Origin of the sequence: Peribacillus sp. NPDC097284, assembly GCF_044761765.1 — a bacterium.
Lineage (GTDB): Bacteria > Bacillota > Bacilli > Bacillales > DSM-1321 > Peribacillus.
In genome coordinates, this window is sequence record NZ_JBIWCZ010000001.1 from 131142 (window position 1) to 156490 (window position 25349).

The 25349-nt window shown below is 40.9% G+C and carries 21 protein-coding genes; 2 read left to right on the forward strand and 19 right to left on the reverse strand.

The window, feature by feature from the left end:
• The first annotated feature begins 48 nt into the window (after positions 1–48).
• Positions 49–1269 (forward strand): ATP-grasp domain-containing protein, encoded by a 1221-nt coding sequence (locus tag ACIQXU_RS00720; RefSeq protein WP_402986164.1) that lies wholly within the window; start codon positions 49–51, stop codon positions 1267–1269.
• Positions 1270–2081: 812 nt separating this feature from the next.
• Here ACIQXU_RS00720 and gndA read toward each other — a convergent pair.
• The 5 genes from gndA to mce all read right to left on the reverse strand — a co-directional run bounded on the left by gndA (position 2082) and on the right by mce (position 8352).
• Positions 2082–3491 carry an NADP-dependent phosphogluconate dehydrogenase gene (gene gndA / locus ACIQXU_RS00725; RefSeq protein WP_402986166.1) on the reverse strand — a complete coding sequence of 470 codons (1410 nt, stop codon included), beginning with the start codon at positions 3489–3491 and terminating at the stop codon, positions 2082–2084.
• Positions 3492–3519: 28 nt separating this feature from the next.
• Positions 3520–4785, reverse strand: a complete 1266-nt coding sequence (locus tag ACIQXU_RS00730; RefSeq protein WP_402986169.1) for a DNA polymerase IV — start codon at positions 4783–4785, stop codon at positions 3520–3522.
• 328 nt (positions 4786–5113) lie between these two features.
• Positions 5114–6235: a tripeptidase T gene (locus ACIQXU_RS00735; protein WP_402956969.1), complete on the reverse strand. Its 1122-nt coding sequence runs from the start codon at positions 6233–6235 to the stop codon at positions 5114–5116.
• Between the two features lie 147 nt (positions 6236–6382).
• Positions 6383–7933, reverse strand: a complete 1551-nt coding sequence (locus tag ACIQXU_RS00740) for an acyl-CoA carboxylase subunit beta (RefSeq protein ID WP_402869359.1) — start codon at positions 7931–7933, stop codon at positions 6383–6385.
• Entirely contained in the window at positions 7930–8352 is a 423-nt protein-coding gene (gene mce / locus ACIQXU_RS00745; protein WP_402869361.1) for a methylmalonyl-CoA epimerase, read from the reverse strand. Before mce ends, ACIQXU_RS00740 begins: the two co-directional genes overlap by 4 nt.
• Positions 8353–8521: 169 nt before the next feature.
• Between mce and prli42 the strand changes: the two genes are divergently transcribed.
• Positions 8522–8617 carry a stressosome-associated protein Prli42 gene (gene prli42, locus ACIQXU_RS00750; protein WP_402869363.1) on the forward strand — a complete coding sequence of 32 codons (96 nt, stop codon included), beginning with the start codon at positions 8522–8524 and terminating at the stop codon, positions 8615–8617.
• A gap of 37 nt (positions 8618–8654) precedes the next feature.
• Here prli42 and ACIQXU_RS00755 read toward each other — a convergent pair whose 3' ends face one another.
• From ACIQXU_RS00755 to bcd, 14 genes are all read right to left on the reverse strand, one after another.
• Positions 8655–9170: a L,D-transpeptidase gene (locus tag ACIQXU_RS00755; RefSeq protein ID WP_402869365.1), complete on the reverse strand. Its 516-nt coding sequence runs from the start codon at positions 9168–9170 to the stop codon at positions 8655–8657.
• A 31-nt stretch (positions 9171–9201) separates the two neighbouring features.
• Positions 9202–10191, reverse strand: coding sequence for an aromatic acid exporter family protein (locus ACIQXU_RS00760; RefSeq protein WP_402986171.1), 990 nt, complete (start codon positions 10189–10191; stop codon positions 9202–9204).
• A gap of 187 nt (positions 10192–10378) precedes the next feature.
• Positions 10379–11101, reverse strand: a complete 723-nt coding sequence (locus ACIQXU_RS00765; RefSeq protein WP_402986173.1) for an amino acid ABC transporter ATP-binding protein — start codon at positions 11099–11101, stop codon at positions 10379–10381.
• Positions 11094–11753 carry an amino acid ABC transporter permease gene (locus ACIQXU_RS00770; RefSeq protein ID WP_402869370.1) on the reverse strand — a complete coding sequence of 220 codons (660 nt, stop codon included), beginning with the start codon at positions 11751–11753 and terminating at the stop codon, positions 11094–11096. The genes ACIQXU_RS00765 and ACIQXU_RS00770 overlap by 8 nt, the downstream gene beginning before the upstream one ends.
• 125 nt (positions 11754–11878) lie before the next feature.
• Complete coding sequence (locus ACIQXU_RS00775; protein ID WP_402956967.1) at positions 11879–12682, reverse strand: transporter substrate-binding domain-containing protein; 804 nt, start codon at positions 12680–12682, stop codon at positions 11879–11881.
• A gap of 337 nt (positions 12683–13019) precedes the next feature.
• On the reverse strand, positions 13020–13457 hold the full coding sequence (locus tag ACIQXU_RS00780) for a BrxA/BrxB family bacilliredoxin (RefSeq protein WP_402869372.1): 438 nt from the start codon (positions 13455–13457) through the stop codon (positions 13020–13022).
• Positions 13458–13584: 127 nt separating this feature from the next.
• Positions 13585–14742, reverse strand: a complete 1158-nt coding sequence (gene meaB, locus ACIQXU_RS00785; protein WP_402956589.1) for a methylmalonyl Co-A mutase-associated GTPase MeaB — start codon at positions 14740–14742, stop codon at positions 13585–13587.
• Complete coding sequence (scpA, locus tag ACIQXU_RS00790) at positions 14742–16934, reverse strand: methylmalonyl-CoA mutase (RefSeq protein ID WP_402956587.1); 2193 nt, start codon at positions 16932–16934, stop codon at positions 14742–14744. Before scpA ends, meaB begins: the two co-directional genes overlap by 1 nt.
• On the reverse strand, positions 16931–18814 hold the full coding sequence (locus tag ACIQXU_RS00795) for a methylmalonyl-CoA mutase family protein (protein ID WP_402986175.1): 1884 nt from the start codon (positions 18812–18814) through the stop codon (positions 16931–16933). Before ACIQXU_RS00795 ends, scpA begins: the two co-directional genes overlap by 4 nt.
• A 333-nt stretch (positions 18815–19147) precedes the next feature.
• The gene (locus tag ACIQXU_RS00800) at positions 19148–20422 is read right to left on the reverse strand and encodes a dihydrolipoamide acetyltransferase family protein (protein ID WP_402986177.1); all 1275 of its coding nucleotides are present in this window, start codon (positions 20420–20422) and stop codon (positions 19148–19150) included.
• A gap of 23 nt (positions 20423–20445) precedes the next feature.
• Complete coding sequence (locus ACIQXU_RS00805) at positions 20446–21429, reverse strand: alpha-ketoacid dehydrogenase subunit beta (RefSeq protein ID WP_402869381.1); 984 nt, start codon at positions 21427–21429, stop codon at positions 20446–20448.
• 12 nt (positions 21430–21441) lie between these two features.
• Positions 21442–22437 (reverse strand): thiamine pyrophosphate-dependent dehydrogenase E1 component subunit alpha, encoded by a 996-nt coding sequence (locus tag ACIQXU_RS00810; protein WP_402869882.1) that lies wholly within the window; start codon positions 22435–22437, stop codon positions 21442–21444.
• A gap of 22 nt (positions 22438–22459) precedes the next feature.
• The gene (lpdA, locus tag ACIQXU_RS00815; protein ID WP_402869383.1) at positions 22460–23881 is read right to left on the reverse strand and encodes a dihydrolipoyl dehydrogenase; all 1422 of its coding nucleotides are present in this window, start codon (positions 23879–23881) and stop codon (positions 22460–22462) included.
• 69 nt (positions 23882–23950) lie between these two features.
• Positions 23951–25048: a branched-chain amino acid dehydrogenase gene (gene bcd, locus ACIQXU_RS00820; protein WP_402869385.1), complete on the reverse strand. Its 1098-nt coding sequence runs from the start codon at positions 25046–25048 to the stop codon at positions 23951–23953.
• Positions 25049–25349 lie beyond the last annotated feature (301 nt).

Here is a 25349-nt window from a genome sequence, read left to right on the forward strand (position 1 = left end):
TATTAAAGTAAATATAAAACAGCAAACACAGGTGGGATAAAATAAATTATGAAAACAATTGTTTTTATTGGCTCCAATAAATCAGGATCAAGCAGAGAAGCTCTAAAAGCTGCAGAGCGTCTTGGTTATTTTACCGTGCTATTAACGAATAGACCAAAATTCCTTGAGCAAAGATTAGAATTTCCTGATGTCCATCAAATGATATTGACAGAGTTATCTAATCATCAGACATTGAAAGAAACAATCTATAAATTACAAAATCAAGGAAAGGAAATACATGCAATCTTAAGTTTCATAGATCCTTATGTAAATGTTGCAGCGGCTTTAGCGGAAATATTTTGTACTAGCACTGTTCCTTCAAACCAAATTCTGAGCATGGAAGATAAAATTTTAACAAGGAATCTTCTTAAGAGCCTTCCATCTTCGCCTTACTTTGAAATTTATAATCCAGAAGATGCCCTAAAGGACTTTCTTAAGGAACAAAATAAACATATACCGTTGATTGTGAAATCTCCTATATCAGCTGGATCAAAAGATGTTCTATTGGCAAATAACAAATCTCAATTAAGAAAATCAATGAAAAATCTAATAAGAAAGTATGAAAATTCACCTATTTTATTGGAGGAATATTTAACAGGACCACAATATTTAGTTGAAACATTAGTGCAAGATGGACAGGTTTATATTGTTGCCGTTATTGAACAAGAAATTACGTTCGAAAAACGCTTTATCGTAACGGGTTATAGTTTGTTACCACATATGGAAAAACAGTTTTATGATGGTATTTATGAAACAGTAAGTAACATTGTAGAGGCATTTCAAATAAAAAATGGCGCATGTCATCTAGAATTGCGACTAATACAAGGTGAATGGAAATTAATAGAAATAAATCCTAGGATTTCCGGAGGTGCCATGAATCGAATCATTGAAGTAGGATATGGAATTAATTTAGTAGAAGAAACCATTCAATTATTTCTAGGAAATAAACCTAATCTTACTAAGAAACATAGCAAATACGTATATGTACATTATATAACTGTAGACACTATGGGGAAGTTAGTTAAAGTAACGGGCAAGAACCGAGCTGGTAAATATCCTGGAGTACAAGAAGTTTTTATAAAACCTCGTAAAGGAAAGATATTACGGCCACCATTATCAATGGGAGACCGTTATGGTTACGTTTTGGCATCCTCTGATGTGGAAGAAGAAGCAAAAAAAGTGGCCAAGGAAGCAGCTAAGGAAATTCATTTTAATCTTGAACAATTATAAATTTTGCGAACAGAACTTGAAAGACATTATATGTACAATTTAATGTGGGCATCCATCAGAATTAATATACTATGACTCAAATTAATATTGACAAAAACATTAAGGGGGAAATGCTGAAATGATAGAAAAAATAGTGTCTCACGAATATCAAACAGTCCTTAATTTAGTACGTGATTACAACGAAATAGATGTAATAGGAACTCTATTGGTTTTTTATAATATTAAAAAAATAATAAAAAGGCGCTTGGTTTTAAAAAGTTATAATTATTTCGATGACGACTATAAAGACTAAATCATTCTGCGAAGGTCCTATCAAAGACTTTCGCATTTTTAGTGAGGTTGAATAACGCTAAAAATCTCAAAAGGAACCAATTAAATTGTTTTTTTCAAATCCTTTCAGTCTAGGAAAAGAATATATGACTCCAAAAGAAGAGAAGAAAACCCTTTGATTAAAGCAGGCGGTTGTGGTTTCGTGAAAAAAGTAATCAAGAGAAATCAACTGAATCTATTTATAAAAGATTATATAAAGGGATATATGATCCTACTTGTTTGACCTTCCATGGTTTAAGACTATACTCTTCCTTACAATCAATTCGATAACCTTTTTTATAAAAAATCTTTAACGAATCTATATCTGAACATTCTGCGTTAAAAAGGCACAAAAAAACAGGGGCTGTCCCAAAAGGTGTAATTACACCGAAATTGAATAAATAGTAAAAGGCAGAAACGTTGATTTAACAACATTTCTGCCTCTTTGTTTTTGCGAAATTCACTGGAATAAGAACTTATTAGACAGCCCCTGCCTCCTACATTTATTTGTCCATCCAATCAGTGTGGAAGGTACCTTCTTTATCGATTCGTTCATACGTATGTGCCCCAAAGTAATCGCGTTGAGCTTGAATTAAATTGGCCGGAAGCGTTTCTGTACGGTAGCTATCGAAATAAGCGAGTGCAGAAGACAAGCAAGGAACTGGAATGCCGTTCAACACAGCGGTAGAGACCACTTCACGCAAAGCTCCTTGATAATTTTCGGCAATTTCTTGGAAATAAGGATCTAGAAGCAAGTTGTTCAAGTTTGCTTCGCGATCATATGCATCTTTGATTTTTTGCAGGAACTGAGCACGGATGATGCAGCCCCCACGGAAAATCATCGCGATGTCCCCATATTGAAGGTTCCAGTTATTCTCTTCAGATGCAGCCTTCATTTGAGCGAAGCCTTGTGCATACGAACAAATTTTACTCATATAAAGCGCTTTGCGAATGCTTTCAATCAAAGCCTTTTTATCACCGGTAAATTTAGCTTCCGGACCGCTGAGGACCTTGCTTGCTTCTACCCGCTCTTCTTTTATGGCTGAAATGTATCGTGCAAAAACGGATTCCGTTATGATTGGAAGTGGTACACCAAGATCCAGTGCACTTTGGCTCGTCCATTTACCTGTACCTTTTTGGCCAGCTTTATCTAAAATGACATCGACCATAGGCTTACCTGTCTCTTCATCATAGCGTTTGAAAATGTCAGCAGTGATTTCAATAAGATAGCTATCCAACTCTCCCTTATTCCATTCAGTGAACACCTCATGAAATTCTTCAGCGGACAGACCCAGAAGATTTTTCAAAAGGAAATAAGATTCCGAAATCAGCTGCATATCACCATACTCAATTCCATTATGCACCATCTTCACATAATGTCCGGCACCACCTGGTCCGATATATGTACAACATGCATCCCCATCAACCTTGGCAGAAATATCCTTCAAGATTGGAGCTACCAAATCATATGCTTCCTTCTGCCCGCTTGGCATGATGGAAGGACCAGTCAGGGCTCCTTCTTCCCCTCCTGAGACACCAGTTCCAATGAAATGAATACCAAGTTCACTCAATTCCTCATTGCGGCGCTGCGTGTCCTTGTAGAACGTATTCCCGCCATCAATGACGATGTCCCCTTTTTCAAGAAGCGGCTTAAGTTGATCAATGGTTGCATCCGTAGCGGCACCCGCTTTTACCATCAATAGAATTTTCCTTGGTGTTTGAAGCGAATTCACGAATTCTTCAAGCGTATATGCCGGTACTACATTTTTGCCTTTCGCTTCTTCCATCATTTCGTCCGTCTTTGCAGCGGAACGATTATACACGGAAATTGAATACCCTCTGCTTTCGATATTAAATGCAAGGTTCTTACCCATTACAGCAAGTCCGATAACGCCAATTTGTTGTTTTGTCATGATTACCTTCCCTTCATTTGGATGTATGTCACCTTAGTCCATTTTTACTTCTGGTTCGCTCAAAAAAGTCTTTGCTAAAACTGGTATTCGTACCAATTGACCGTTCTTTCAAAGTAAGGCCCTTTTTAATAATATTTTCTCCATACTTATTTTGCAAGTGTTCCATCACTTCGTATAAAGGTTCTTTGTCAGCATCCTCTTCAAAGGAAAAGATATCGAGTTGTTTGAATGAAGATTCTTTTTCAATGACATCATAAGCCGTTACACCTAACAGGCGAATGGCCTCTCCATTCCAATTCTTCAAAAACAGCTCAGTAGCCCAATCCGAAATATCCGTTTTTTCAAAAAATGGATTGGAAACCATCTTACTTCTTGTAATGGTCCTCCGATCTTTATAACGGATGGTCACTCCAATCTTCTGACCTAGCAAACGTTTATTCTTCAAACGTACTGCAACTTTTTCCGAAAGCTTCTCCAATACCCCGACCAGCTCTCTTTGATTGGTAGTATCCTTTGGCAGGGTTGTCGAATTCCCAATGCTTTTATGGTCAAAAATGGCCTCTGGATCAACAACTCGCGAATCCATTCCGTTAGCCCGTTCCTTCAAACGGATGCCATTTATCCCCAGCAACTGTTTTAACTGGGTTTCGTTGGCCTTGGCCAGGTCTCCAATTGTCTGGATACCGATTGTCTGAAGTTTTTCTGCCGTTTTACCGCCAATCCCATGCATCTCCACCACCTGTAAGGGCCAGAGAACCTTAGGAACATCTCTTTTCCTTAGAACCGTGATGCCCATCGGCTTTTTCATATCCGATGCTGTTTTAGCCAAAAATTTATTTGGGGCGATGCCAATGCTACAAGGGAGATCCATTGTATTATATATACGCTCTTGAATACTTTTGGCAATTTCCAAAGGTGAACCCCATTCTGCACACCCACTGATATCCAAATACCCTTCATCGATGGAAACAGGTTCAACTATTTCCGTATACTGCCGCAATACTTCAAATATGGCGAGGGAAGCCTTTCGATATCGCTCAAAGTTCGGCTTTTTAATGATTAATTGAGGGCATAGTTTTTTGGCCTGCCAAATGGGCATGGTCGTTTTAACCCCATACTTTCTGGCTTCATAACTACAGGTAACGATGATTCCCCTTCTTTCTTCAACATTACCGGCAATCGCTAATGGCTTCCCTTTCAATGATTCATCATAGGACATTTCCACAGATGCATAGAAACTATTCATGTCTACATGGAGAATGACCTTTCCATTTTTAGGATACATATCCTTCATGTGACTGTCACATCCTTGTTGGTACAAATCTCAGGAAATTGGGTCCATATAAACTAAATCTTCTTCTTTAAGATACCCCAATCTAACCTTGATAACCATTGAAGTAGTGCTTCCATTCTAAGAAAAACAGTCATCATATTACTGATGACTGTACATATATTCCTGTAGCTCTTTTATGCCCACTAAAGATGAACGAGTTTTTGGGATCATTATTAATGTGATAAGTGACTTCCAATATGCGCTACACCCTGCTTATATTCGGTTTTTTGGTGGCTAACACGCCAATTTACGATATTCTCGGGAAACTACTTCATCCATCTTCGCGTAATTATTCTGCGGAAACTTCCTGAATGATACTGATGACCATTTCAGCCAACTTTGTCAATTCTTCCACTGGAATTCTTTCATTCGTTGTATGAATGTCTTCATAGCCGACTGCTAGATTAACCGTAGGAATGCCAAATCCAGCAATTACATTTGCATCACTACCGCCGCCGCTTTTCACCAATTCGCATGGACGGCCAATTTTCTCTGCCGCTTTTCTTGCAACTTCCACCACATGATCACCTGCTCCATATTTAAAGCCTGGATACATGACATTGACTTTCACTTCGGCCCGTCCGCCCATTTCGATGGCAGCAGTCTCGAAAGCTTCTTTCATTCTTGCTACTTGTTTTTCCATTTTTTCAGGAACCAATGATCTTGCTTCTGATAAAATTTCCACATGATCACAAACGATATTCGTTTGTTGTCCACCTTGGAAACGTCCGATATTGGCTGTCGTTTCATCATCAATGCGGCCTAAAGGCATTCTTGAAATGGCTTTGGCAGCAATCGTAATGGCAGAAACCCCTTTTTCAGGAGCTACGCCAGCATGGGCAGTCTTGCCTAAAATGGTTGCAGCTACCTTTGCTTGAGTAGGGGCAGCAACGACGATATTCCCAACTTTACCATCACTGTCAAGAGCAAAGCCGTATTTTGCCGTTACAAGAGAACGATCTAGAGCTTTTGCTCCTACTAACCCTGATTCTTCACCAACGGTAATGATGAACTCAATTGTTCCGTGCTCAATATTCTGCTCCTTAATCACTTTCAACGTTTCTAACATAACAGATAAACCTGCTTTGTCATCTGCCCCTAGAATCGTCGTTCCATCTGACACTATGTATCCATCTTTAATAGACGGTTTGATACCGTTACCTGGTACGACCGTATCCATATGTGATGTGAAATAAATGGTATCTACGCCAGGTTTCGTGCCTTTCAGCGTACAAATTAAATTACCAGCCCCATGACCCGTAACAGACATTGTATCATCTTCAAAAACATCCACGCCAAGTGCCGTGAACTTTTCTTTTAAAACTTTAGCTATTGCTGCTTCATTTTTAGTTTCTGAATCAATTTGCACCAATTCAAAGAATTCACTAACTAACCGTTCTTCATTAATCATCATTTAAACCTCCATAAAAGTAATCCTTTATAAGTATATCTCTAAAGCCGTTACCCGGCAAATAATCCGATAGGAAGATCTCCTTTCAATAAAAACATATAAAAGCAAAAAAAGGAGCCTGGTTTCAGGCTCCCCTCATACTGGTACTTACAACGGAATATTCCCGTGTTTTTTCCATGGACGGGTTTCTTTTTTATTACGTAGCATTTCAAGCGATTGGATGATTTTAATTCTTGTTTCACGAGGGTCAATAACATCATCAACCATTCCAAGACTTGCCGCTACATATGGATTTGCAAACTTTTCACGATATTCCTCAATTTTCTCTGCACGTGTGGCTTCAGGATTCTCACTATTTTTAATTTCACGGGCAAATATGATGTTTGCAGCTCCAGCTGATCCCATCACCGCAATTTCAGCATTTGGCCAAGCAAACGTAAGGTCTGCCCCGATGGATTTACTATTGAGGGCCACATAAGCACCACCATAGGCTTTACGGAGAATGATCGTTAACTTTGGCACAGTTGCTTCTGAATAGGCATATAAAAGTTTCGCACCATGGCGGATGATCCCACCATGTTCTTGTTTAACGCCAGGGAAAAATCCAGAAACATCTTCAAAAGTGATCAATGGTATATTGAATGAATCACAGAATCGTATGAACCTGGCAGCTTTATCAGATGAATCAATATCGAGTCCACCAGCCAACACTTTAGGCTGGTTACAAATAAGCCCCACTGATTTCCCTTTAATGCGTGCTAGACCAACCACGATATTCTTCGCAAACCCTGCTTGCACTTCCATAAATGAATCCTCGTCGACAATTTGATTGACCACTTTTCGGACATCGTATGGACGAATGCCTTCATATGGGACAACGTCCGTTAGATCTGGACGATAGTCGTCTTCATCTGTCGCTTCCAGAGCCGGTGGCTTTTCTTGGTTGTTTTGCGGGAGATAGCTTAAAAGACGTTTAACATCAGCTAAAACCTCTTCCTCCGAAGCACCCATGAAATGAGCATTACCACTGACCGTGTTATGTACCTTCGCTCCACCTAATCCTTCAGATGAAATTTTTTCCCCTGTCACCGTTTCGATAACTTTCGGTCCTGTAATGAACATCTGGCTTGTTTTCTCAACCATGAAAACAAAATCCGTAATGGCTGGTGAATAAACCGCGCCACCTGCACATGGACCCAATATGACAGAAATCTGAGGGATCACACCAGAATATATCGAATTACGATAGAAAATTTGACCGTATCCATCAAGGGAGACAACCCCTTCCTGAATCCGAGCTCCGCCAGAATCGTTCAACCCGATGAAGGGAGCACCATTTTCCGCAGCCAAATCCATAACATTGGCAATTTTCAGAGCATGCATTTCTCCGAGCGCCCCACCAAACACGGTAAAGTCTTGAGAGAACAGGTAAATGTCACGACCATTGACTTTCCCATAACCAGTTACTACTCCTTCTCCCGGTCCTTCTGCTTTTTCCATGCCAAAATTGGTGTTCCGGTGTTTGATAAAGGGATTCAGCTCAACGAAGGTACCCTCATCCACTAGAAGTTCGATTCTTTCCCTCGCCGTTAGTTTTCCTTTTTCGTGTTGCTTTTCAATTCTATCTTCCCCGCCGCCCATTTCTACCTTTCGGCGTCGATCGTACAAGTCATTGATAGTTTCATAGATATCAGTCATTTTTGCTCCTCCTTTAATTCAGTTCTTTCACATAGCTCATATAGGACACCCGACGTCGATTTAGGATGGATAAAAGCGACATCTGCGTGATGTGCCCCTTTTCTTGAAGTCTCATCAATCATACGAAGACCGGATTCTTTTATTTCCTGGATTCGATCCTCTATTCGCTCTACACCCAAAGCCACATGGTGAATCCCTTCACCCCGTTTTTCAATGAATTTAGCGACGGCACTATCAGGAGATAACGCTTCCAATAACTCTAAACGAGTATTCCCTGCTAGGATAAATGCCACTTTAACGCCTTGGCTCTCAACCGTTTCTATTCCTTCAAGCTCCAATTTCAATGTTTCAGTGTAAAGCGGCAAGGCTTCCTCTATTGATTTAACCGCAATCCCGATATGATCAATATTCTTAATCATTTTACTATTCCCCCATACTATGTACTATTTTCACTCTATTGAATTTTCTATCAATTCATTATGTAACTATACCATTCTTTTGAATAATGAGAATATTGCACTTTTGCTTGTTTCTCCTATATGTTCAAGTTAAAATGAAAATAATCATACTGTTTGAGGAGAGAACATAATGAAAAATAAAAAAGTAAGAAAAGTTGTTGTCTATCTCATGCTTATCTCGATGTTATTGACGACCTTACTATCAGGCATCGCATTTTTATTGTAATAGGCTGCAGGAGGGGAGCTAAAAGCTTCCCTCTTTCTTATTTGATAGCCCCTATATTTCTGGCTAACGTGTTGAAACTTTCATTTGATAGAGTTATTAGAACCTTTGTCCCAATCGGAACCTTGTCATATAACCGCTCTACATCCGGTTTATGCATCCTAACACAACCATTGGAAATGTATTTCCCGATTGAGGATGGTTGATTGGTTCCATGTATCCCATAAATCCTGCCATCTGTATTCCTGGCATCAAAACCAATCCATCTTGACCCAAGCGGATTTCTGGGATCTCCACCAGGGATATTCTTTTTTCGATAGTAAGGATTAACCGCTTTTACTTTGACGGTAAATAACCCTTCAGGCGTCAATTCCTGACTCTTGCCTGTTCCGACTGGAAGTATCTCTTGTACCACGTTGTCGTCAATGAAAGCCAGTTTATTATTCGCTTTATTGATAATAATGAATGGCTCTCCGTGATTTACGGTTTGAGCAAGGGCCTGAGATGGTACAGCTGACAAGACAAGCAATAACAATAAAGAAAGGATTCGTTTCATTTCTATCAGTTCCTTTACTTTTTTGCTTAGTTTAAGCCAACGGCCTCTTTTTCATTCTATTATGACTCTCCTTAGGGAATCCCTTGAAAGAATGCTTAAGCAATAAATAGCGTTCCATTTCCTTCATAAGCTGCAATAAAGCTGCACGTGATTCAAACTCTTCCCGGGTTTGAGGAAGTTCCATCCCCTTAAAAAACTCTTCCATTTCCTCAAGTTTCCTCAAGTAAAGGATCGCCGTATTTTGAGGATGAACATTTTCAGCCAAATCCTCTATAAAGTCTGCCAATATACCGCTTTGCTTCACTCTTAAAGGAATATTTGTGACCAAAGGGAGAATCCTCTCAATAATTTCGAATTGCTTTTCCCTCATTTTGAAATAATGATAATGGAGATCTTCTTCCCGAAGAAAATGATTCTCCACATCCCTAAAGGCAAGACTTTTGGCTTCATTAAGAAGATTTGCTGTTTTTGTAATTTCCTTTCCATCCCATGTATGGTCATTATCCCGTAAATAGCGGACAACTGCCATTAAGATAGCACTAAAATTCATCTCAATTCTATCCTGGTAAGCAATTAATTTTTTTTCCACACTAGGCATGTATAGATTCATGATAAGTGCCACACCCACTCCAACGACAATCAAAATCGTTTCATTGACGAGCAGTGCAATAGTAATCTTTCCAGAGCCATAGAGATGTAGGATGATGACACTGCTTGTAACTATTCCCTGGCTAACATTCAAGGCAACTGTAGTCGGGATGAAGATGAGAAGGATTAGCCCGATTACAAGGGGATGGAAAGCTATACCCTGAAACAGTAAAGTAGAATAAAGCATTGCGATCATACAAGCCAAAAATCGATGCCAGGAGGCAAATACCGATTTCCTTTTTGTAACCTGTATACATAAAATCGTTATGATGCCAGCAGAAGAGAAATTATTCAAACCCAGCAATTGTGCAATAATAATTGCGATGGATGCCCCCATAGCAGTTTTAATCGTTCTATACCCGATTTTGAACATTGTTATGTATCACCCTGCTTCTTTCACTTCTATTATAATACTATCAGCTATTCAGATAATTTTACAGTCCTTTATGAAGGAAAATTCTAAATTATTAATAATTCGTTATACCTATGATACATTATTTGGATAAAATAAAAAAGGTAACTAAAGTTACCTTTTTTCACTACATGTTCATTTTTTCATTCTAAAGCACTTTTTGAAGAAAATCTTTGGCACGCTGGCTTTTCGGGTTGGAAAAGAACTCTTCCGGAGCACTTTCCTCAACAAGCAAGCCGCCATCCAAGAATAGAACCCGATCGGCCACTTCTTTAGCAAATCCCATTTCATGCGTAACAATTAACATTGTCATCCCGGTATGGGCCAGTGACTTCATAACGTCCAATACTTCTTTTACCATTTCCGGGTCTAATGCGGAAGTCGGCTCGTCAAACAGCATGACTTCTGGATTCATGGCCAATGCACGTGCTATGGCAACCCTTTGTTTTTGCCCGCCGGAAAGACGATTTGGATACGTTGTTTCCTTATCAGCCAATCCGACTTTATTCAAAAGCTCTCTTGCCTGTTTCACAGCGTCTGCTTTCGATAACTTTTTCACCTTCATAGGCGCATATGTCAGATTCTCAAGCACTGTCTTATGTGGAAATAAATGAAAATGCTGAAATACCATCCCGACATTCTCACGGACTTTCATAATATTAGTCTTTTTATCCGTAATATTTTGATCTTTGAACCAAATCTGTCCATCAGTAGGTGTTTCAAGCATATTGATACACCGGAGAAAAGTCGACTTTCCTGATCCGGAGGGACCGATTATCGCTAGGACTTCACCCTGTCCAATTTCTGTACTGATTCCTTTTAGAACGTTAAGTTTGCCATAACTCTTTTGAAGCTGATCTATTTTAATCACTGCGTCTCATTCTCCTTTCGATCACTTTACCTAAGATAGTGAGAATCATGACCATCACATAATAAATGAGACCGGCAAATAATATCGGCTCGAAGAATTTATAGGTCTCACCACCGACAATATAAGAACGGCGCATAATATCGCCTAAACCGATGATGGTTACCACGGCGGATTCCTTCGTTAAGGAAATGATTTCATTCACTAAAGAAGGGAGAATGTTCTTGATGGCCTGTGGCAAGATGATATTCAACATCATACTTGAATAAGGAACCCCAAGGGCAAGCGCGGCTTCACGTTGGCCTTTATCGACCGCTAATATACCACCCCTGATGATTTCCGAGATATACGCGGCAGAGTTTAAGCCGAAAGCCAAGAAAGCAGCCTGAAACGCTTCGATTTGAATCCCTAAAATTTGTGGGGAACCAAAATAAATAAGCATTAATTGTAAAACTAATGGTGTACCGCGGAAAATCGATGTATAAAAGTCAGCAATCCAATTTAACGGCTTAATTCTGCTGATTTTCAGTATGGATAAGATGATCCCCAAAACAAAACCGATTACAGCCGCAACCGCCACAACTTTTAGTGTAGTCGGTATTCCCTCCATGATATATGGAAGGGAAGGCATAATCCTTTCAAAATCCAGATTCACTCCATTCATCCTCTCTTATAAAGACCTATAAAGGCCTTCCTTATTCACTTTATACTCAATAAAGCGTGGAAAAACGCTCAGAAGGCGTATTTTATCACTTCTGAACGTTTTCCCTTTTCTCTGTACTATTTAGTTTCACTGCCACCGAACCATTTTAGAATTAATTTTTCCATTTCACCATTTTCCAACATTTCGTTCAGTTCAGCATTGAAATCTTCCGTTAAATCACTGCCCTTTTGGAATGCAATAGCGGAACCAGCGTCTTCTTCCCCAGTTTCCATCTCATATCCTACTAAATCCGGATTGTCTTTCAAATATCCTTTAGCAACTGTATCTTCAATAATCACGGCATCAAAACGTTTCGCAACCATTTCCTGGATGATTTCAGGAATACGATTCCGTTTTTCAATCTTCATCCCGATATTTTCATTTTTATTCAAGTCATTTGCCAATGTCTCTTGAATGGAAGCAAGCTGTACGCCTACCGTTTTCCCTTTTAAATCATCTACCGTTTTTATCTTGCTGCCATCTGTCGTAATGATCATGTTTTTCGCTGTATAATAAATATCACTAAAATCAACGGATTTCTCACGTTTCGGTGTTGGAGTCATTCCAGAGATAACAAAATCCACCGATTTATTTTCAAGTGATGGAACAAGACTGTTAAAATCAATATCCTTCACCTGGATTTCATATCCTAATTTCTTACCGATCGCTTTAGCGATATCTACGTCAAATCCTTTGATTTCATCGCTTTTGGATGTTTCAACATATTCAAACGGTGGATAATCCGCAGATGTTCCCATTACTAGCACTTTTTTATCTTTATTACCTGATGTATTCTCTTCTTTTTTCTCTGAGGTTCCACATGCTGCTAAAATACCTACTAATAAAACAGAAGTAAGCAACAATGCTACCCGCTTTTTCAATTTCATCATTATTCCTCCAAGTAGTTTTTGATTCTTGTATGAGCCAATGGCCAAATTACGATAAACTTAAACTCGTATGCGAACTAATATTCATGCACTCTTGTGTATTTTAACACATTCTTATAATTATTCAATAAGCTTAATGAAAAATTTATTTTTTAGAATATTATTTTAACCAAATTCTAATATAATACTCTACCTACTACAAAATACACCTGGTTAACTAACCAATTTCTTCCGTTTCCAACTGATTCCAAGCAAATTCACCAATAAAAAAACCGCCAAACTCGGCGGTTTTCCTAAAAGATACTAGTAAGCTTAATGCATAAGCAAAGTCTTACACTTCTTCACAATATTCATCGAAGTAAGCTTGCAATTTTTCCACTACAGACATTGGATGATGACCCTCGATTTCATGACGCTCAATCATCGTGATGATTTTTCCATCTTTCAGAAGAGCGAATGATGGTGATGATGGTGGATATCCTTCGAAATAATCACGGGCCTTCTCAGTCGCTTCCTTATCTTGACCTGCAAAAACAGTTACAAGCTGATTAGGACGTTTATCGTTATGAATCGCATGGGCTGCAGCTGGTCTAGCAATTCCCCCAGCACAACCACAAACGGAATTGACCATAACTAGCGTCGTACCCTTTTGGGCCAATACATCTTCTACTTCCTCAGCAGTCGTCAGTTCTGTATATCCAGCAGTCTTAATCTCATCGCGAGCTTGTTTGACCACGTCATTCATTAAAAAATTGAAATCCATATTCATAGTATAGTGCTCCTTCCAGCTTTTTCTCTTCACCACTATCATAACAATTGACGAAGCCCGATTCAATCAATTTAACTGGCCATGATTAAAAACATCAAGATTCCAATTGGTGATAAGAAAGGGAGAGCTATATCCGTTCGTTATCTGTGGGACCGCATTCATTCGAACTTAAGGATTCAGAGAACGATTGAAATGCTTGTTGTACGGCTTTAGTGACCGTTTTATTACCGGACATCACTTCATTTTCAAGCTTGGGCAGTAAGCCTTTGACAGTATCATTTTTATAGAACATGGTTTTAAGCTGATGGTCTATTAATGAATACAACCACTCTTTGGATTGCATTCTTCTCCGTTCCTGAAAAACACCCGATAACTTTGTTGTCTGCGAAAAGTCCTGTAATACGTCCCAAATTTCAGGAATCCCTTTTCCTGTAACAGAAGAACATGTATACGCTTTTCCAGCCCACCCTTTAGTGGCAGGCTGAAGGAAATGGAGAATACGACTGTATTCCGACCTTGTCCTGTTCGCAAGCGGAATGTTTTCACCGTCTGCTTTATTGACCACTATACCATCAACAAGTTCCATGATTCCTTTTTTCATGCCCTGCAATTCATCTCCGGCTCCTGTTAGGACAAGCAACATGAAAAAGTCGACCATACTTCGGACAATCGCTTCACTCTGCCCTACACCCACCGTTTCAATCAAAATCACATCAAAACCGGCCGCCTCACAAAGTAACATCGTTTCCCTCGTTTTCCTATGCACCCCACCCAAAGTTCCTTCTGATGGGGAAGGTCGGATAAAAGCTTGAGGATTCCGTGCCAGTTCCTCCATCCTCGTCTTATCCCCAAGGATGCTCCCTCCATTAATCGAGGAACTTGGATCGACAGCGAGTACCGCAACCTTATATCCTTTATTACATAAAAACGTTCCAAAGGTTTCGATGAATGTACTTTTACCAGCCCCAGGGACACCTGAAATGCCGATGCGGAGCGAAGCACCTGTGTGTGGGAGAATTGAGTGCAAAAGTTCTTGTGCCAACTCGAAATGATGTTCGGCATTGCTTTCCACTAATGTGATCCCTTTAGCAAGCTTTGCTCTCTCCCCTGTCAAGATTCCATCTTTCAATTGCGGTATCGAGATTCTCTCATTTTTCTTTTTGATAAATCTACTTTTTGATGCTTTATTATGACCAGCATCCAATTCCACACCTGGCTTTAACGAAGAAGCAAAACCATCCTGATTGTTAGGATCGACCCATTCCGGCTTCTTATCTTCACTCATTACTGTGCCACTTCCTCATATCCTAGGCGATGGTATATTTCTTGTAGCACTTTTTTAGCTGCCTGTGGGATGACCGTGCCAGGTCCAAAAATCGCTGATGCGCCGTTTTGCATTAAATAATCATAATCTTGTGCTGGGATGACTCCACCGACAATGACGATAATGTCTTCCCGGCCCAATTTCTTCAACTCGGCCATCAATTGCGGCAATAGTGTTTTGTGGCCGGCAGCGAGCGAGCTCATCCCAACAACATGCACATCATTTTCCACAGCCTGAAGAGCGGTTTCCTCCGGTGTTTGGAATAGTGGCCCGATGTCAACATCGTAGCCTAAATCAGCAAACCCCGTACCAACCACTTTCGATCCTCGATCATGGCCGTCCTGCCCCATCTTAGCCATCAATAAACGAGGGCGTCTGCCTTCATTTTCAAGAAATTCGTCAGTCATGGCAATTACTTCTTCAATTTCCGCCTCTTTCGAATAAGCTGAGCTATAAACACCACTAATAGAACGGATGGTGGCCTTATGGCGACCAGCCACTTCTTCAATTGCATCGGAAATTTCCCCAAGTGAAGCGCGGACTCGAGTTGCCTGTACTGCCAATTCAAGCAAGTTACCTTCACCAGTTCGTGCCGCTTGCGTCAATGCCTGAAGAGCTTCATCGACTTTCGCCTGATCTCTTTTTTCTTTAAGGATGCTTAAACGCTTAAGTTGACTTTCGCGGACGGCGGTATTATCTATCTCCAAGATTTCAATCGCATCTTCTTTTTTCAGGCGATATTTATTGACACCCACGATTGTTTCATCTTGAGAATCGATTTTAGCTTGACGTTTTGCTGCCGCTTCTTCAATCCTCATTTTCGGAAGACCGGTTTCAATCGCCTTTGCCATGCCCCCAAGACCTTCAATTTCTTCGATATGAGCCCAAGCCCTTTCAATCAGTTCATTTGTTAGCGATTCGACATAATAAGAACCTGCCCATGGATCGATGACCTTTGTAATGCCAGTCTCCTCTTGAAGATAAAGCTGTGTATTCCGGGCAATGCGTGCTGAGAAATCGGTTGGAAGGGCAATGGCCTCATCCAATGCGTTCGTATGCAAAGATTGGGTATGGCCCAAGGCAGCTGCATGCGCCTCGATCAGTGTTCGTGCTACATTATTGAAAGGATCTTGCTCTGAAAGGCTCCACCCCGATGTTTGGGAGTGTGTTCGTAAAGCCATCGCTTTCTTATTCTTCGGTTCAAACTGTTTCATTAGTTTTGACCATATGAACCGTCCCGCTCTCATTTTTGCCACTTCCATGAAATAGTTCATTCCAACAGCCCAGAAGAACGACAAACGAGGGGCAAATTTATCAATATCGATACCGGCTTTCATTCCTGTCCTTGCATATTCCAGGCCATCCGCCAACGTATAAGCAAGCTCGATATCTGCAGGTGCTCCAGCTTCTTGTAGGTGATAACCGGAAATGGAAATAGAATTGAACTTTGGCATATATTTTGAAGTATATTCAAATATATCAGCAATGATTTTCATCGACATCTCGGGTGGATAGATATACGTATTCCTAACCATGTATTCCTTTAAGATATCATTTTGAATGGTACCAGAAAGCTTATCCTGGGTGACTCCCTGCTCCTCGGCTGTAACGATATAAAAAGCAAGAATAGGTAAAACCGCTCCATTCATTGTCATGGATACCGACATTTGATCGAGTGGTATTCCATCAAATAGGATCTTCATATCCAAAATCGAGTCTATCGCCACACCCGCTTTTCCTACATCCCCAACAACACGAGGATGATCCGAATCATAGCCGCGATGTGTTGCCAAATCGAAGGCCACCGAGAGACCCTTTTGACCCATCGCTAAATTCCTGCGGTAAAATGCGTTGGATTCCTCTGCAGTTGAGAACCCTGCATATTGTCGTACTGTCCATGGCCGGTTCACATACATGGATGGATAGGGTCCCCTTGTATATGGAGCAATTCCCGGTACACTTTCCATGTGCTCCAAATTCTGACTATCTTCTTTCATATATAATGGTTTAACCTTGATTTGTTCATTCGTTTCGAATAAAAGTTCCTCGATGTTTTGTTCAACTGCTGCTTCTGCCTCTTGTTTCCATAATTCAACTGTTCCTTTACGCTCAGACTTAGCAGGATTTATGGTAGAGAAATTTGGTTTTTTCATTGTTCATTCACCCCTAGCTCTTGTAGTAGTTCTGTCAAGACCGCCACAACATTCGTTTTAACATGGATAAAGTCGTCCGCTCCAGACTCCAATAAAACGGTCTCCAATTCTGCCGATTGCTTTCCAGCGACATATAGCTTGATGTGTGGGTATTGCTGTTTAATCTCTTTTATGATGGATTCCGCCTTATCCGAGTAATCAAGATCACTTCCACATACACAGTATATGGAAAGCTTAGTTTCAGCTATATAATCCACCGCTTCCTTACTATCATGGCATCCTTCACTTTCCATCGTTTCAATTCCACCGGCTGCAACAAAGCCTTTTATAAAATCAGCACGAGGCTTATAAGATTTAAGTTCATTCAAGTTAATAAGGCCGATTGTCGGTGCTTTCCCGCCATTTTGTTTACACTCTTCACTTCGTAATCTTAACTGTTCAAATTGGGATGATATACGATCTAACTTGATTGGTGTAATATCTACTGGCCCCTGAACCACCATATATGATCTCTGTGTTTCAGTTGTAGGAACTTTGATTTTATCGGTAGGGTTCGGATAAACGTTGGTACCAATAATACTTTCTTTCCGTAGTGCCGCATTCTGGACCCTTTCCTCGTAGACTTTTGCTATGTCTGCTTGTAAAGCCCCTTGCATAATGGCATCAAGTACCCCGCCTGACTCGTCAATCTCAAGGAACTTCACCCATGCTTTATCAGCCAATTCATCCGTCAATTGCTCGACATACCAAGATCCGCCGGCAGGATCGACCACCGTTGTGATATTCGTTTCCTCTTTAAGGATTAAATGCGTGTTGCGTGCTATTCTTTCCGAAAATTCATTACACTCACCTGAAGCATGATTAAATGGATGGATCTGCAAGTACTGAATCCCTCCAATTGCTGCAGCAAATGCTTGATTCGTGGTCCGCAGAATATTCACGTGTTGATCATAGAGCGTTTCTGTCAACTCGGATGTAACTGCATGTATAACCATTTTAAAATACTCGGCATCCTCTTCAAAAGCTTCCGCTAGACCAGCCCAAAGTCTTCTAGCCGCCCGTATCTTCGCAATCGACATAAAGTAATTGGAATCCACTGCAAAGGAAAACACGATCTTTCCGACAATATCCCGTACGGAAATCCCTTGTTTTTGCCCTTCCCATATATATTGGACAGCAACTGCCAATCCATAGGCAAGCTCTTGAATTGCATTGGCTCCTCCATTATGAAAACTAGCCGTGTTAACAAGAATTGACTTTAAGTCCGGACCAATCTGTTGATAATCTTGGATTGTTTTTGCCCATTCTGCAAAATATGTTTCTGTATCTTCAGGAACTTGACCACCGACTAACCATTCTGCAATCGGATCTTCTGCAAGCACACCCTTAATTTGCGCATTTTGTTGATTTGCAACAGCTTTGAATTGAGGGAATAGTTCCTTTTGCTTTCCCTTCAGGTCAATGAAAACGGGAAGTTCATTTAATGATAGGCCATTAAAAAGTTTTGAAACCCTCGCACCCTCCGCAAGAAGATGAGCTGGATAGACGATAATATTCTGACCGCGCTCTAGTGCGGCGTGCATCTTTTCATTTGCCTCGTCAGCCGTGATACCGCTTACAGGCTGTACGACAAACCATGGCTGCTCGTAATAACCGGTCGGAGCAATTCCACGTGTAAAGGGAGCAAATCCGGGAAGCTCTGTTTGTTCTCCATCTGAAACAGATTCCTCTGTATAGAGGGGATTTAAAGTAATGCCTTCATATGTATTCGTTTTTAATTTTTCGACACTTCTGCCTTTTAAACTAGTTTCTGCCGCTTCCTTCCACTCTTCTAATGAAGGTCTTGGAAAGGATATGTTTTTTACATCTTTCAATTCCATTTTAATCGCTCCCTTATATTTTGCTTTCCTACTGGTTCAATCGTCAATACGTAGACCGAACGCTCAGTCAATTACATAAGAAAAACACTCTCCCATCAATTTATATATATTCTATCATAATATTCTTATAATTTTAGCTAATATCAAAACCTGTTAAAAAAACCATATGATAGAAGATGGAGAATAATTATGAGAAGAGCCTCTATAAAATAATAGCAAAAATAAAAATATTGTCGACTATTTTCTAAATACTCTTATATTTCTATTCATAAACAGTTAAAGAGGCACAGAGAAAAGGAAGCACCTTTATGGTTACCTCCTTCTTTCTCCCTATTAATAAACAGATGTATTATCTGAGGTTATTTTTTCAATAATTTCTTTTACTCGCGCTAAGAATCTGCCGCATACAAGACCGTCCAATACCCGATGATCTAGTGATAAACATAGGTTGACCATATCACGGACCGCTATCATGTCATTGATGACGACAGGTCTTTTTACAATGGTCTCCACTTGTAGAATCGCTGCCTGGGGATGATTTATAATTCCCATGGACTGGACCGAACCAAATGAACCAGTATTATTGACAGTGAAAGTGCCGCCTTGCATATCCTCGACTCTTAACTTTCCTGCTTTCACCTTTGATGCCAGGTCATTGATTTCCCTAGCAATCCCTTTGATCGACTTTTCATCTGCATTTTTTATGACCGGAACAAATAAAGCATCTTCCGTTGCGACCGCGATTGAAATATTAATTTCTTTTCTTTGAATGATTTTATCGCCTGCCCACATTGAATTGATCTGAGGAAATTCGGTTAGAGCCTGCGCAATCGCTTTAACAAAGAATGCAAAGTAGGTTAAGTTATACCCTTCTTTTTGTTTGAAATCCGCTTTAAGTGAATCCCTAAGTTTAACCATATTCGTCGCATCAACTTCAACCATTGTCCATCCATGTGGAATCTCATGCTTACTTTTCGACATATTCGAAGCAATTGCTTTCCTTACCCCAGTTACGGGTATTTCTCTATCTCCAGTCATGCTAGGAATGACAGTTTCTTTCTCATTTGATGGCAATGATTGGGGCAGATGTTCTTTTGGCTCGGAAGCAGTTCTTACTTCAGCTACCGATTGAGGGAGGTTTCCGGACTCAATGAGTTTCAATAAGTCTTTACGCGTTATCCTTCCTTCATTCCCCGTCCCATTCACTTGAGAGAGATCGATATCATGTTCCTGGGAGAGCTTTAGTACAGCGGGAGAAAACCGGACTTTATTCGGAGTCGGAGTTTCTACGTTAGGCTTCATGCTATTAACTGCATCATCATTTTTCTCTGCTGGGTCTTCTTTTTCCTCTTCCTTGGGCTTGGTTGATTCGACCTCAATGGAACATATAACTTCCCCCACAGCCAGCGTTTGATTCTCATCCGCCTTTAACTCCTTAACAATCCCCGTAAAAGAAGAAGGAACTTCAGCGTTTACTTTATCCGTCATCACTTCAGCTAGTGGATCATACTTCGTCACGTGATCTCCTGGCTGAACAAGCCATTTACTTATGGTCCCTTCTGTCACGCTTTCACCAAGCTGGGGCATTTTCATTTGTTCTATCGCCATCATTTAATCCTCCTTCTTTTCTATTAAAATTCAGCCAGTTCTCTCATCGTCTTCTCCACTTTATCAGGGGTAACCATAAAATATTTTTCCATTGTAGGTGCATAAGGCATTGCAGGGATGTCCGGACCAGCCAGTCGCTTGATTGGGGCATCCAAATCGAATAGGCAATGCTCGGCAATGATGGCTGCAACCTCACTCATGATGCTACCCTCTTTATTATCTTCTGTAACCAATAAGACCTTACCCGTTTTGGAAGCCGCTTCTATGATGGCTTCCTTATCCAACGGATATACGGTGCGCAAATCTAAAATATGCGCTGAAATACCATCCATTGCTAGTTTTTCTGCCGCTTGGAGAGCAAAGTGAACACAAAGACCATAGGTTATGACCGTAATGTCCTCTCCCTCTCTTTTCACATCAGCTTTACCGATTGGCAGTACATAATCATCATTCGGAACTTCGCCTTTAATCAAACGGTACGCACGCTTATGTTCAAAGAAAAGTACCGGATCCTCGTCGCGAATGGCAGCTTTAAGCAAGCCTTTTACATCATATGGGGTGGAAGGCATCACAATTTTCAATCCTGGTTGGTTCGCGAACATAGCTTCCACGGATTGGGAATGATATAACGCTCCGTGAACTCCGCCACCATACGGAGCACGGATGACCATTGGGCAGTTCCAATCATTATTGGAACGATAACGGATCTTTGCCGCTTCGGAAACAATTTGATTTACAGCGGGCATGATAAAATCCGCAAATTGGATTTCGGCAATAGGTCGTAGTCCATACATGGCTGCCCCAATTCCTACACCAGCAATCGCTGACTCTGCAAGGGGCGTATCGATGACCCTTGATTCACCGAATTGCTCATATAGACCATTTGTCGCCTTAAAGACTCCGCCCTTTTTCCCGACATCCTCCCCCAAAACGAATACTCGCGAATCTCTTTCCATCTCTTCGCGCATTGCCATTGTCACCGCATCTATATAAGAAATTACCGACATCCTTTTCCCCCCTTACTTTTGTTCGTAAACATGATCCATAGCGCTTTCAGCTTTCGGATATGGAGCATGTTCGGCGTAATCTGTAGCTTCGTTCACTATTTTCATCACTTCATCATTAAGTTGTTTTTCAAGGGTTTCATCCATGATACCCGCTTCCTTTAAATACGCTCCAAAAGTCATGATGGAATCTTTTGTTTTCGCTTCAGCCACTTCTTCAGCTTCACGATAACTGCGGTCATCGTCATCACTTGAATGGGGAGTCAGCCTATATGAAACGGTTTCAACTAAAGTGGGGCCTTCTCCTCTACGAGCGCGATCAGCCGCTTCTTTAACCGCTTTATATACCTCCAACGGATCATTGCCATCCACCGTGATTCCAGGCATGCCGTATCCAATTGCCCGGTCCGATACCTTTTCACAGGAAAGCTGTTTGGATATAGGAACGGATATGGCGTATTGGTTGTTTTCACACATAAAGATGACTGGAAGCTTATGGACGCCTGCAAAGTTGGCCCCTTCATGAAAATCACCTTGATTGGATGAACCTTCCCCAAACGTGACGAATGTCACCAAATCCTTTCCTTCCATTTTCCCTGCAAGGGCAATTCCCACTGCATGTGGTACCTGTGTAGTTACCGGAGAAGAACCCGTAACGATCCGGTTTTTCTTTTGTCCAAAGTGACCTGGCATTTGCCTTCCCCCGGAATTGGGATCCTCGGCTTTGGCAAATCCTGATAGCATCAATTCTTTCGCCGTCATTCCAAATGACAAGACGACTCCGACGTCCCGATAATAAGGCAATACGTAATCCTTTTGCCGATCCAAGGCAAATGCAGCTCCAACCTGTGCAGCTTCTTGCCCTTGGCAGGAAATCACAAAAGGAATTTTCCCTGAACGGTTCAACAGCCACATCCGCTCATCCATCCTACGTGACAGCAGCATGGTCCGATACATATCTAATACAGTTTCATCATTCAAGCCCAATTGTTCATGACGTGTTTCCACCATTATCAAAAAACCTCCTCCTTTTTTATGAGTGAATGGCAAGGCCATCCACTGCGAGAGCTGCCTCTCCGATTGCTTCCGAAAGACTCGGATGGGGGTGAATCGTCTTTGCCACTTCCCAAGGGGTGGCATCCAGTACCTTTGCCAGGCCAGCTTCGGAAATCATATCCGTAACATGCGGACCAATCATGTGGACACCCAGAATATCATTCGTTCTTTTATCCGAGATGATTTTGACAAATCCATCCGATTCCCCATAAACAAGGGCTTTACCGACAGCCCGGAATGGAAACTTTCCAATTTTCAATTCATATCCATCTTTTTTGGCCTGTTCCTCTGTCATGCCGACGCTTGCTGCTTCTGGACTGGAGTAGATGCATTTCGATATAAGCGAATAGTCGATCTTTTCCGGTTTTTTTCCTGCCATGTGTTCAACTGCCGTCAATCCCTCATGTGAAGCAACATGGGCCAACTGCAAACCGCCGATGCAATCTCCAATCGCGTACATATGCGTCTCTTTCGTTTGGAAAAATTCATTGGTGACAATATATCCATTTTCAATGACGATATCCGTATTATCCAAACCAATCGATTCAAGATTAGCCATTCTTCCAACGGAAACCAATAGTTTATCTGCCTCGAACTCCTCGAGTTTTCCGTTGATTTCTGCAGTGATGGACACTGATTTATCTTTTTTCAGCGTCTCTGGCAACACCTTAGCGCCTGTATGAAAAGTAATGCCTTTTTTCTTCAATAAGCGAAGCATTTCATCCGAAATTTCATGATCTTCTGTGGGAATGATTTTATCTGCATATTCTAGTACCGTTACTTCCACGCCAAAGTCATTTAACATCGAGGCCCATTCAATACCTATCACGCCTCCACCAACTATAATGATTGATTTTGGCAAGCTGTCTAGCTGAAGTGCTTCATCGGAAGAAAGGACAAGATCCCCATCAATCGATAAACCTGGTAATGATTTTGGGCGTGAACCGGTAGCAATGATAATATTTTGTGGAATCAGCATTTCATTTTCACTACCATTATTCATTTCCACGGAAATTGTTCCTGGCATTGGTGAAAAGATGGAAGGTCCAAGTATTCGGCCTATTCCTTCGTAAACGTGGATCTTACCTTGCTTCATCAAGTGCTGGACCCCTCTATAAAGCTGGTCGACCACCTTGTTTTTCCGTTCCTGGACTTTGCTGAAATCCACATTCACGTTTTCTGTGAAAATACCGAATTCCTCACTTTTGATAGCCGTTTGGTAAACCTCTGCACTTCTTAGCAAAGCTTTGGAAGGAATACAGCCTTTATGTAAACATGTCCCGCCTACCTTTTCTTTTTCAACGACTGCCGTTTTTAAACCAAGCTGTGCCGCCCTTATTGCTGCAACATACCCTCCGGTTCCTCCGCCAAGAATGACAAGATCATATTCTTCAGCCATGTTCATTCCTCCTTGTTGGAAATTCCCATGTCCATCCTGATAACACAGGAATCCAAGTTGTTTTTTAACTCATCTACGTCGGTTCAAGATATGTTTCTCGTCTCGTAAAAATTGACTTCTGGAATTTCTCATTCTTTCAATCCGCTCTTCTGCCATTCTATCAGCTGCTTTATAGGTCGGGATTTTATCCCGTTTTGCTATTTCAATGACTCTTTCAATGCTATCATAAACACCTTCAACTTTTTTCAAGGCTCTTTCCCGATTGTACCCTTTCAGTTCATCCGCAACATTAATGACACCGCCCGCATTAATGACATAATCAGGTGCATAAATGATTCCTTTTTCATGTATTTGGTCCCCATGAATCGGTTCCTTTAACTGGTTATTGGCCGCGCCTGCAATCACCTTTGCCTTGATTTTACCGATTGTTCCATCATTTATGACAGCCCCTAATGCACAAGGTGCATAAATATCACAGTCCACTCCATAAATCTCATCCGGGTTTACAGCTTTGGCACCAAATGTTTCAACAGCACGATTTACACTCTCTTTATTAATATCAGTGACAATCAGTCTCGCTCCTTCTTCATTCAGGTGACGGCATAGATTATAAGCTACATTCCCTACCCCCTGAACGGCAATCACCTTTCCTTCCAAGGAATCACTTCCGAATGCTTCCTTTGCCGCTGCTTTCATGCCCCGGTACACACCATAAGCGGTGACCGGCGAAGGGTTCCCTGATGAACCGAACTCAGGTGAAATGCCTGTGACATAATCTGTTTCTTCATGAATAAGGTCCATATCTTCCACTGTGGTTCCGACATCTTCGGCAGTAATATAGCGGCCATTCAATCCCTGGATATACCTACCGAATGCCCTAAACATTTCTTCATTTTTGTCTTTACGTGGATCTCCGATAATCACGGTTTTTCCACCACCTAGATTCAAGCCTGCTGCCGCGTTTTTATAAGTCATTCCTTTTGAAAGTCTTAGCGCATCTTCTATGGCTTCTTCTTCTGAAGCATATGTCCACATGCGAGTACCACCAAGGGCTGGGCCAAGTGTCGTATCATGTATCGCGATGATCGCTTTTAAACCTGATTGTTTATCTTGACAAAATAATAGCTGCTCATAGTCATATCGTTCTAAATAGTTGAAAATTTCCATAATGGAATCCCCCTCAGATGTTTTCAAAGTTGCCAAAAAAGAGAGGCCCATCCTTTATCCTCATTCTTTTCTGACATATAAAGGTTAAAGTCAAATTGTTAATTAGTGTTCTCTTGCCTATATGATAGTGCGCATTTCGCGATTTGTTACCCAAAAAATCCATATTCCATTCAATAACATGCAAATTACATGCCAACAAAATAAATATGGTGGATATATTCCTGTGAAAAGGGAGTGGGAATTGATGTAAAACGTGGAAGCAGAAGAGAAATCCAATCCTATAAGTTTTTTAATTTAATAC

Coding starts and splice junctions, on each gene's coding strand:
- ACIQXU_RS00720 (WP_402986164.1), top strand. CDS start 49: ATGAAAACAATTGTTTTTATTGGCTCCAATAAATCAGGATCAAGCAGA.
- gndA (WP_402986166.1), bottom strand. CDS start 3,491: ATGACAAAACAACAAATTGGCGTTATCGGACTTGCTGTAATGGGTAAG.
- ACIQXU_RS00730 (WP_402986169.1), bottom strand. CDS start 4,785: ATGAAGGATATGTATCCTAAAAATGGAAAGGTCATTCTCCATGTAGAC.
- ACIQXU_RS00735 (WP_402956969.1), bottom strand. CDS start 6,235: ATGATTAATGAAGAACGGTTAGTTAGTGAATTCTTTGAATTGGTGCAA.
- ACIQXU_RS00740 (WP_402869359.1), bottom strand. CDS start 7,933: ATGACTGATATCTATGAAACTATCAATGACTTGTACGATCGACGCCGA.
- mce (WP_402869361.1), bottom strand. CDS start 8,352: ATGATTAAGAATATTGATCATATCGGGATTGCGGTTAAATCAATAGAG.
- prli42 (WP_402869363.1), top strand. CDS start 8,522: ATGAAAAATAAAAAAGTAAGAAAAGTTGTTGTCTATCTCATGCTTATC.
- ACIQXU_RS00755 (WP_402869365.1), bottom strand. CDS start 9,170: ATGAAACGAATCCTTTCTTTATTGTTATTGCTTGTCTTGTCAGCTGTA.
- ACIQXU_RS00760 (WP_402986171.1), bottom strand. CDS start 10,191: ATGTTCAAAATCGGGTATAGAACGATTAAAACTGCTATGGGGGCATCC.
- ACIQXU_RS00780 (WP_402869372.1), bottom strand. CDS start 13,457: ATGAATATGGATTTCAATTTTTTAATGAATGACGTGGTCAAACAAGCT.
- meaB (WP_402956589.1), bottom strand. CDS start 14,742: ATGAGTGAAGATAAGAAGCCGGAATGGGTCGATCCTAACAATCAGGAT.
- scpA (WP_402956587.1), bottom strand. CDS start 16,934: ATGAAAAAACCAAATTTCTCTACCATAAATCCTGCTAAGTCTGAGCGT.
- ACIQXU_RS00795 (WP_402986175.1), bottom strand. CDS start 18,814: ATGGAATTGAAAGATGTAAAAAACATATCCTTTCCAAGACCTTCATTA.
- ACIQXU_RS00800 (WP_402986177.1), bottom strand. CDS start 20,422: ATGGCGATAGAACAAATGAAAATGCCCCAGCTTGGTGAAAGCGTGACA.
- ACIQXU_RS00805 (WP_402869381.1), bottom strand. CDS start 21,429: ATGTCGGTAATTTCTTATATAGATGCGGTGACAATGGCAATGCGCGAA.
- ACIQXU_RS00810 (WP_402869882.1), bottom strand. CDS start 22,437: ATGGTGGAAACACGTCATGAACAATTGGGCTTGAATGATGAAACTGTA.
- lpdA (WP_402869383.1), bottom strand. CDS start 23,881: ATGGCTGAAGAATATGATCTTGTCATTCTTGGCGGAGGAACCGGAGGG.
- bcd (WP_402869385.1), bottom strand. CDS start 25,048: ATGGAAATTTTCAACTATTTAGAACGATATGACTATGAGCAGCTATTA.